Origin of the sequence: Candidatus Sulfotelmatobacter sp. (genome assembly GCA_035498555.1) — a bacterium.
Taxonomy (GTDB): domain Bacteria; phylum Eisenbacteria; class RBG-16-71-46; order RBG-16-71-46; family RBG-16-71-46; genus DATKAB01.
The window spans coordinates 39,362-48,521 of sequence record DATKAB010000085.1; the positions used below are offsets into that span (position 1 = coordinate 39,362).

The 9,160-nt window shown below is 68.6% G+C and carries 7 protein-coding genes; 6 read left to right on the forward strand and 1 reads right to left on the reverse strand.

Going from position 1 to position 9,160, the window contains the following annotated elements; all coding sequences use genetic code 11:
* Genes VMJ70_07945 through VMJ70_07955 form a run of 3 tightly spaced genes read left to right on the forward strand, consistent with a single transcriptional unit; the run spans position 1 to position 6,027 of the window.
* Complete coding sequence (locus VMJ70_07945; protein HTO91048.1) at positions 1–1,239, forward strand: folylpolyglutamate synthase/dihydrofolate synthase family protein; 1,239 nt, start codon at positions 1–3, stop codon at positions 1,237–1,239.
* Entirely contained in the window at positions 1,236–4,853 is a 3,618-nt protein-coding gene (locus VMJ70_07950) for a putative LPS assembly protein LptD (protein ID HTO91049.1), read from the forward strand. Before VMJ70_07945 ends, VMJ70_07950 begins: the two co-directional genes overlap by 4 nt.
* Positions 4,840–6,027, forward strand: coding sequence for a hypothetical protein (locus VMJ70_07955; protein HTO91050.1), 1,188 nt, complete (start codon positions 4,840–4,842; stop codon positions 6,025–6,027). The genes VMJ70_07950 and VMJ70_07955 overlap by 14 nt, the downstream gene beginning before the upstream one ends.
* Positions 6,028–6,063: 36 nt before the next feature.
* On the opposite strand, the gene VMJ70_07960 is transcribed toward VMJ70_07955, so the two are convergent.
* Entirely contained in the window at positions 6,064–6,885 is an 822-nt protein-coding gene (locus tag VMJ70_07960) for a metallopeptidase family protein (protein HTO91051.1), read from the reverse strand.
* 131 nt (positions 6,886–7,016) lie between these two features.
* Here VMJ70_07960 and VMJ70_07965 point away from each other — a divergent pair, with 131 nt between their 5' ends.
* The 3 genes from VMJ70_07965 to VMJ70_07975 all read left to right on the forward strand — a co-directional run bounded on the left by VMJ70_07965 (position 7,017) and on the right by VMJ70_07975 (position 8,904).
* Positions 7,017–7,313: a hypothetical protein gene (locus VMJ70_07965; protein HTO91052.1), complete on the forward strand. Its 297-nt coding sequence runs from the start codon at positions 7,017–7,019 to the stop codon at positions 7,311–7,313.
* Between the two features lie 166 nt (positions 7,314–7,479).
* Positions 7,480–7,647, forward strand: a complete 168-nt coding sequence (locus VMJ70_07970; GenBank protein HTO91053.1) for a hypothetical protein — start codon at positions 7,480–7,482, stop codon at positions 7,645–7,647.
* A 147-nt stretch (positions 7,648–7,794) separates the two neighbouring features.
* The gene (locus VMJ70_07975) at positions 7,795–8,904 is read left to right on the forward strand and encodes a multiheme c-type cytochrome (GenBank protein ID HTO91054.1); all 1,110 of its coding nucleotides are present in this window, start codon (positions 7,795–7,797) and stop codon (positions 8,902–8,904) included.
* Positions 8,905–9,160: the final 256 nt, after the last annotated feature.

Below are 9,160 nucleotides of genomic sequence, written 5' to 3' on the forward strand. Positions count from 1 at the left end.
GTGGCGACCCGCACGCTCCAGAGCGCTCTCGAACAGCTCTACGGCCTCGAGCGCCGCCGCGACAAGCTCGGACTGGACGGCACCCGCGCCCTGCTCGGCGCGCTGGGGAATCCGGAGCGACGATTTCGCTCGATTCACGTGGCGGGCACCAACGGCAAGGGGTCGACCTGCGCCCTGATCGAGCGTGCGCTGCGCGAAGCCGGAATCCGGACCGGGCTCTTCACTTCTCCGCATCTGGTGGACTTCCGCGAGCGCATTCGCGTCGGCGGCCGGTGGGCGGATGAGGAGGTCTTGTTCCGCATTCTCCAACGGATCGAGTCGCTTCCCGAAGGGCGCGATCGCACCTTCTTCGAGGTGGCGACCGCGCTCGGCTTCCAGTATTTCGCCGAGCGCGACGTGGAGTGGGCGGTGATCGAAGTCGGGCTGGGCGGGCGGCTCGACACCACCAACGTGCTCGCCCCCGCGATCTGCGCCGTCACCTCGATCGGCTACGACCACACCGAGATCCTGGGCGACACGCTCGCGAAAATCGCCGTGGAGAAGGCGGGCATCGTGAAACCAGGCGTTCCGGTGGTGCTGGCGCGCGGGATTCCCGCTCCCGCGCGCGAGGTGATCCGCGAGATCGCGCGCGGAAGCGGCGCGCCGGTGATCGACGCCGCGCCCGACCCGCCCGAGCGATCGCTCGTCGGCGAGCTCGAGCCCGGCAACGCCGCGACCGCCGCAACGGTGCTCCGCGCGCTGTCGCGAGCGGGCCTCGATGTCCCACCGCTTGCGATCGAACGCGGATTCGCGGAAGCGCGCTGGCCCGGCCGCTTCGAGGCCTGCCCCGGCGAGTCGCGCCTGTGGTGGGATGGTGCGCACAACCCGGAGGGCGTCGAGGCGCTCGCGCGCGCCTGGCGCCGGCGCTTCGATTCACCGCCCGCGGCGCTGGTGCTCGCGGTCTCGCGCGACAAGGATCTCGATCGCATGCTCGAGCCGCTGGTCCGCCTCGCGCCCGGCGCCGCCCTGTTCGCGACCTGCTCGCGCAGCGAGCGCGCCGCCGATCCCGAGCGCGTGGCCGAGTCGGCGCGCCGCCTCGGGTTTCAGGTGCGGGTGGCAGCCTCGGTGCGCGAGGCATGCGCCCGCGCGCTCGAACTCGTGCCCCGCGGAGCGGAGACGCCGGCGCTGCTCACCGGCTCGCTGTTCGCGGTGGGGGAGGCGATGGAGGCGCTGGGTGGCGCACCGGGAGAGTGGCAGTGACGCGGCGCACCCGCTCGGCCATGGCGCGATCCCTGGCGGCGCTCGCCTGGCTCGTGCTGTGGGCGTCGACCGCGCTCGCCGCCGGGCCCGACAGTACCCGCCGTAAGCCGGCGATGGCCGACACCACCGCACGGCGCGCCGCCGTGCCCGACACCTCGGCCCGCGTCGCCGCGTCGCGCGACACCGCGGCGCGGGTCGAACCGCCCCTTCACTTCACCGCCGACAACATGACCGGGAGCCACGGCGACCAGGGCGACGAGGTGCTGCTTCGCGGCAACCTGCACATCACGCGTGGCCGCAGCGTGCTCACTGCCGATCGCGGCCGCTATGTTCGTGCCGCCGGCATACTCGACCTCGACGGCCGCGTGAAAATGGTGGACAGCACCACCACCGTCACCTGCGACCACGCCTCCTACTCGGAAGACAACGATCTGCTGAAGGTCAACGGCAACGTCGTGCTCATGGATCGCGACGCGGTGCTGCGAGCGCCCAGCGGCACTTACGACCGCAGAACCGGCCTCGCCGATCTCACCGGCGGCGTGGAGGGGCGCGACAAGCAGCAACGCATCACCTGCGATCACGCGATCTATCAGCGCGATTCGCTGATGCTCCACGCCATCGGCAATGTGCACGGATTCGACGATCAGAATCGGCTGGAGCTGACCGCCGACCGCGTCGACTACGACCGCAAGACCAAATGGGCCGACGCGCACGGCTCGCCGAGGCTTCGCCTCAAGGACGAGCAGGGCAAGGCCGCCGACATCGAAGCGCTGCGTCTGCGCCTCAACACCGAGTCGCGCCTGGCCGAGGCCATCGATTCGGTGAAAGTGTCGCGCGACACCCTGCAGGCGCGGGCCGATCTCGGGCGCTTCGACGATGTCGCTCAACGCGGGTGGCTCACCGGGCATCCGCGCGCCTGGGACAACGAGACCCGGGTGAGCGGGGACACGCTCGAGCTGTGGTCCGAACAGAGGCGTCTGAAGCGGGTCGTCGTCAGGCCGAACGCGATCATGGACTACAGTGGCGCTCGAGTCGGTTCCGAGGGCGAGACGTCGCAGCTCACCGGCGACCGCGTGGACGCCTACGTCACCGGCAATACGATCGACAGCCTGGTGGCGGTGGGAGGTGCGCGAAACACCTATTCGGCGACGCCGAAGCCCGGCAAGACCGCGGAACACAATCAGGCCTGGGGCGACACGATCACCATCTTCTTCAAGGACAAGAAGATCGATCACGCCCGCGTGGACAGCCGGGCGCAGGGGGAATACCACCCCGCCGTCAACGAGAGCGACACCGCCATGGTCGCGCACGAAGTGATTCGCTACGACGCGCGTCGCATCGAGTTCGAGGTGCCGAAGAGTCGCATTGTGCTCGACCACGACGCTCATCTCACCTATCGCGATCTCGAGCTGAACGCCCGGCGCGTCGAATACGACGTCGAGGCACAGACGCTGCTGGCCAACGGGTCGCCACGGCTCCGCGACCGCGGCGACACCGTGGACGGCCATCTGATGACCTACGACCTCAACTCCCGGGTGGGAACCATCTATCAGGCCACCACCACCTACGAGAAGGGCCTCTACAACGGCGACGCGATTCGCAAGGTGTCGGACAACGAGCTGGACGTGGAGAATGGCGAGTACACGACCTGCAATCTCGAGGAGCCGCACTATCACTTCAGCGCGCGGTGGATGAAGATCTATCTCAAGGACAAGCTGGTGGCCAAGCCGGTGGTGTTCTACGTCAAGAACGTGCCGCTGCTGGCGCTCCCGTTCTGGGTGTTCCCAATCAAGCCCGGCCGGCATTCCGGCTTCCTGTTCCCGCAGTTCGAGCTCGGGTTCAACAATCGCGCCGGGGAATTCATCCGCAACGCCGGCTACTACTGGGCGACCAATGACTATTGCGACTTCACGGTGGCCGGCGACTACTACCAGGCCGAGCCCTCGTGGGTATTGCGGGGCGAGGGCATCTACAAGCTGCTGTACGTGCTGGACGGCTCGGTGCGCGGCACCTACGCGCGCAACGAGCACCTCAACACCACCGACTACGACATCACCGCCCAGCACTACCAGGAGCTCTCGCCCGACACCCATCTCACCGGCCAGGCCTCGTTCATCTCCAGCCGCGATTACAGCACCAGCGATCTCTACGGCCGGCCGCTGGGGCAGCGACTGAACCGCTTCCTCACCTCGAGCCTGGCGTTCTCGCACAACGCGCAGTGGGCGAGCATCAACGCGGTGGTGGATCGCCGCCAGGACCTCGACGCCGACGTCGGCATCACCGATCCCGACGGGGCCGGGCCGCTTCACGGCGCGGCAACCGGCACCTACTCGCCCAGTCCGAATCTGCAGAGCTCCCTCCCCAACGTCACGCTGTCACTGCCGACCCGCACGCTCGGTTCGCTCGGCCTCCTTCACGGCACCCCCTGGGAGAAGCGCCTGAGCACCCTCTACGCGAGCTTGGGCGCCGAATTCAGCGACGTGCGCACGCGCACCGGTTTCGTGGCCGGGCAGGACACGTTCAGCGTCAACGGCGTGCCGGACTCGATCTCGGTGATCGACCAGCAGAAGTCCGAGCGTCGCGCCTTCGGGTCCTCGCTCTCGCTCACCGACTCGCGCCGCGCGTTCGGCTGGCTCAACCTCGCGCCGCGCTTCACCGGCGAGTTCGACGTCTTCGACTTCGACGAGATCGGCAACACCGTGGTTCCCGCGGCGGTGTGGAACGCGTCGGTGACGGGAAGCGCCACCTACTACGGCCTGTTCCGGCCCCACTGGGGAAGCATCGCCGGGCTCCGCCACGTGATCTTTCCCAGCGTGAGCTTCTCGTACGCGCCCGAGTTCTCGAACCTCCAGTACACCGACGCCAACGGAATCGTGCGCAGCCGATTTACGCCGGTTGGCGACATCTCGATCTCGTCGGCCAAGCAGGAGTTCATGACGCTCGGTCTGAGCCAGCGCCTTCAGGTGAAGCTCAACCGGAATGGCGAGGTGACGCGGCTCGACAATCTGCTCGCCCTGAACCTGAGCTCGTCCTACAACTTCCTGTGGCAGGAGCAGCATCAGCTGCACGCGTTCACGCCGATCGCGGGCAGCTTCCTGATCCAGCCGCCCGGCTCGCTGAGCGGGACCACCAGCTTCACCGTCGATCCCTATGAGGGCCGCCCGCTGCGCAATCTCTCCTTCTACACCGGCTACACGTTCCACAAGGGCCGCGGCAAGCCCGGCACGACCCAGGCGCTGCCCACCGAGCAGACCTCGCAGGTGGACATGGGAGGCTTCGATGAGGACTGGTCGCTACAGCTGGCCTACTCCTACGCCGGCGGCTACAGCGGGCCGAGCTGGAGCACCGCGCAGACCATGAATCTGGTCGGGCACTACCAGTTCAGCCCGGGCTGGGCGCTCGAGTACTCGACTCAGGTGGATCTCGTGACCGGCCACATCGGCACGCAGCGCTACGGGCTGACGCGCGACCTGCATTGCTGGACGGCGAGCTTCACGCGCACCTTCATCGAGGGCGGCGAGGCCGAGTACTACCTGCGTATCGGCGTCAAGGATCTGCGCGAGCTCTACGTCGAGCGCGGCACGCGGACCGGGAGCATTGGTGGAATCCAGTAGTGAACGCTGGGCCCTCCACTGCGATTCCTGCGAGGCCGGCGGCGTGCTGGGCCGCGACGCGGGTGGCGCCGGCGCCTGGTGCGAAGCCTGCCAGCTCGGCTGGCGGCTGGCTCCCGGCGAGGCGACACGCTGCCCGAACTGCGGGGGGGAGCCGAGCATCGATCGGCCACGCTTCATCGAGGCGCTGAACGAGCTGCAGAATCTGGACGCCGTGCTGACCGCGTGGAGCGGAGACCCGGCACCGATCGCGGCGCTGCTGCCGGAGCGGCCACGCTGGATCACGGACCTCACGCCGCCGGAGGCCCGGCCTTCCGATCTCGCCGAACTCTCCGAGGCGATCGTGGCGCTCCGGAGCGGCGCGTGGTCGCGGGCGCTCGAGATCCTGCTCGATGCCGGTCCGAAACTCTGGTCCGAAGCGCGCGCGTGGGAAGCGCGCGCGATCGCGGAGGAGCGACTCGGCCGGCTCGCCGAGGCCGAGGCCTCGTGGTCGCGACGGCTGGAACGGAGCGAGGATCCACGCGCGCGGCTGATGCGCGGAACGCTGCGCGCGCGCCGCGGGGACTTCGAGGCGGCACACGAGGATCTCGCGCATGCCGGGACGGGCCGCGAAGCGAGGTGGAATCGAGCGGCCCTGCGGATCTCGGAATCGGTGGCGATCACGCCGGGGCTCCCCTTGTCCGAAACCATCGCCGCGGCGCGCGCCGAGGCCGGCCCGGCGTCGGAATACTGGAGCGACCACACCGTCGGGCGGCTGCTCTGGTCGCTGCTCGTCGAACGAGCGCTGTGGCGCGCGCGCCGCGACGCCTCCACCTGTCCCGACGCCCGCGTGCTGCGCGCGGCCGAGTCCGAGCTCGAGCACGACACGTTCTGGGATCGCGCGCTGCTGCTCCACGGCTACGCGGCGCTTGGACTCGCCTCCGAGGCCGCCGCGATCGCCGCGCCGCTGGCACGCCAACGGGTCGAGTCGCTGGCGTCGGAGCCGTGGCTCGGGGCGCGCGGCGCCGAGCCGATCCGCGCGGGCGTCGAAATGGCCCGGACGGCGATCCTCGCGGGGGATCCGCCGCGCGCCCACGCCGCGGTCACGCCGCTGCTCGGGCGCGCCGACCTGCGCAGCTACGGCGTGCCCTGCGCGCACTGTGGTCGCGGGACGATGCGTGCCGAGCCGGCGGAATAGCGGGGCATCGCGAATCCGCGGCCACTCCCGAGCGGACTACGCCAGGCCCCACTCTTCGAGCTCGTCCTCGTCGAGCCCCAGCAGATGGCCGACCTCGTGCTGCAGCGTGATGCGAATCTCGCGCGCCAGCTCGTCGCGGTCGGCGCACGAGCGAAGCAGATTGCGGCGGAAGAGATAGATCGCCGGCGGCTCGTCGGGCAGGTCGGAGTGGCTGCGCTCCATGAGATGCCGGCCCACGAACAGGCCGAGGATGTCCGGCGGCAGCGGCGGAGTGCCGCCGGTGAGCACGTGGCGTTCGGGCAGCGGCTGAACCAGCACGCGCACCTCGTGCAGCTCGTTGCGCACTCGCTCGGGGAGCTCGCCGAGCGCCTGCTCGACCAGCTCGTCGAAATCCTCGTCGGAGACCTCGAGCGCCCCGGGAAAGGACTCGGCGTCGAGATCCTGAGCGGTGGTGGCGTGCACGGCGGACTGCGTCTCGTCGCCAAGGTGTTCGTAGACGCGACTCAGCAGCTCGTGGGCCTCGGCGAGCGCGGGGTTCACGGTGATCGCGCGCTCGGCGTCGTCGCGGGCCGATTCGAGCTGGACCAGCTCGAAGTGCGCGAGAGCGCGGAGATGGAAGAACTGGGCAGGGTCCGCGGAGCGCTCGGCGCCGTGCAGCGCTTCGAGCGCGTCCTGTGGCTCGCCGGCCTCGAGGTGGAGCGCCGCATCGACGATGCCCAGGTCGGGGTGACGTCCCCGCTCGTGCTGGAGCCCGGTCAGATCCCGTCGCGCGGAGTCCAGCTCGCCCTTTTCGATCAGGCGCCAGACCTGCTCGACTCGCTCCCATTCCGATTCGGTCAGGGTCTCAAAAGGGCTCATGGTCCTCCGGGCGGTGCGATTCGCTGAGCGATCGAGGGTAGCGCCACTCCGCTTCGCGCGCGAACGCGCGGGGCCCGGGCGAAGGGAGTATCCTCGCCGCGGTGTGCTCGAGCGGATGGAGGGAATGAGGCATGAACCTGACGCAGACCCTGAGACGCGTGAAGCGGTCCCAGTGGCGCGGACTCGAGCGACTGGTGCGCCGCGCCTTCGAGGAGGGCTATGCCGCCGGGCAGGCTCGCGCCCACGGGTCGGGGCGGCGCGGCCGGACGATCCGGGCCGACGCGACCGTGGCGGGACTGGTGAACCGGATCGAACGCCATTTCGGCCTCGACCGCTACGGCTTCGAGGTGCGGGTTGTCCACGGTGCATCCGGCCGGCGAGTCCCGGCCGGGGATCGTCTTGGGAGGTACCGCCGCGAGGAGGAGTAGGCGCCCGGCTCGAGGCGGCCGATAACGTCATCGTTCTGTAAGACCTCTGCCCTCGCGGGCCGCGATCGCGCGGCAATTCTTGACGATCCAAGCGGTCGGTTCGTACACTTCCGGCCGTCCGTAATTTCCCGTTGTCCCGCGCCTGGTTCGACTCCTCGGAGACTCCATGAAGTCGATGTTCCTCCGCCTGCTGGCGGGCTCCGCGCTCGCCGTCATCGCCTGGATCCTGGTGGCGGGCGCCGCAGCCCCGTCGAAGACCCACATTCTCGAGCCCGACAAGCTGATCATCCTCTCCACGGTGGACGTGAAGGGGAAGGCCAGCCCGTGTGGCTGACACACGCCCAAGGGGGGCCTCGCCCGGCGGGCGAGTTTCGCAGACAGCATCCGAGCGAGCTACGGCCAGGTCGCACTGGTCGATGACGGTGGTTTCTTCCCCGACGACTCGCTGCACATCGACTACACCTGGTTCCTGATGGATGGGATGAAACTGCTCGGCACCGACGCGGTCGGTCTCGCCGACCGCGACCTGCGCTTCGGGATTTCGTTCCTCAAGGCGCAGATCAAGCGGACCCAACTGCCGATGGTGTGCGCCAACCTGATCGACAAGAAGACGCGCACCACCGCGATCCAGCCCTACCTCATCAAGCAGATCGGGACCGTGAAGGTCGGCTTCTTCGGTCTGATGAGCGACAAGGTGGACCTCGGTCTTTCGCGTGATTCGCTGGCTGTGGACGAGCCGCAGGCGACCGCCAAGCGCGTGGTGGCCGAGCTGCGCAAGAAGGGCGCGACCGCGGTGGTGTTGCTCTCGCAACTCGGCAAGGTCGAGAGCGAGGATCTGGTCACGGCGATTGACGGCATCGACGTGGTGATCGTGGGCCGCAACGTTCCGATGCTGCAGAAGGGTCGCCTGATCAAGAGCACGGTGGCGTGCTACGGCGGCGAGCAGGGCCAGTACATGGGGCGGACGATCCTGACGCTGAATTCGGCGAAGAAGGTGACCTCGGGCGACAACGACGTGTTCGTGCTCGGTCCCGAGGTGGGCGAGAAGCCCGAGATCGCGACCATCGTCAAGGAGTTCGAGGACAAGTTCAACGAGCGGCTGGCGAAGGCGCAGAAGGAGCAGGCCGCGAAGCAGCTCGCAAGCGCCAGCCAGGACGCTCCCGATCGTTACGTGGGCAGCGAAGTGTGCCAGCGTTGCCACGTCGCCGAGGGAGAGCAGTGGAAGACCACCAAGCATTCGCACGCCTGGCAGACGCTGGTGGACGCCAAGAAGGACGCGACTCCCGATTGCGTGCCCTGCCACGTGGTGGGATACCAGAAGCCGGGCGGATTCGAATCGGGCGCCGCGACGCCCAAGATGGTGAACGTCGGCTGCGAGAACTGCCACGGGATGGGCTCGCAGCACGAGGCTTTCGCCGCCGTCCCGCAGAAGGTGACCGAGGCCACGTGCCGCACGTGCCACACGTCGACCAACAGTCCGACCTTCGATTTCGCGACCTACTCGCCGCACATCATGCACAACTTCACGGGCACTCTGCCGGTGCTGCCGCCGCATGAGAGCTCCATGATGAAGCCCGCCGCTGGGCACTAGTTCGCCCCAGCTTGGGTCCTGCTCCGGAGATTGGGTCCTGCTCCGAAGATTGCAGTTGAGTGAGGTTCCAATTCCCCATGGCAGCGCCTGTCGAGCCAGTTACGCCGCGTATTTGAGGGTGTGGCGCTGGTTGCGGGTGAAGGCTCGCGTCCGAATGGTTCTCCAGTAGTACTGCGCCCATCGCTCCGGTAGCTCGATGCGCGTGGGGAAGAGGCGCTGCTCGAGGATCTGCCTGACGCTTCTCCTTCGCGAGTCG

What these genes read in the sequence shown, in the direction of transcription:
- VMJ70_07960 (HTO91051.1), bottom strand. Translation starts at nt 6,885, where the DNA reads ATGAGCCCTTTTGAGACCCTGACCGAATCGGAATGGGAGCGAGTCGAG.
- VMJ70_07965 (HTO91052.1), top strand. Translation starts at nt 7,017, where the DNA reads ATGAACCTGACGCAGACCCTGAGACGCGTGAAGCGGTCCCAGTGGCGC.
- VMJ70_07970 (HTO91053.1), top strand. Translation starts at nt 7,480, where the DNA reads ATGAAGTCGATGTTCCTCCGCCTGCTGGCGGGCTCCGCGCTCGCCGTC.
- VMJ70_07975 (HTO91054.1), top strand. Translation starts at nt 7,795, where the DNA reads ATGAAACTGCTCGGCACCGACGCGGTCGGTCTCGCCGACCGCGACCTG.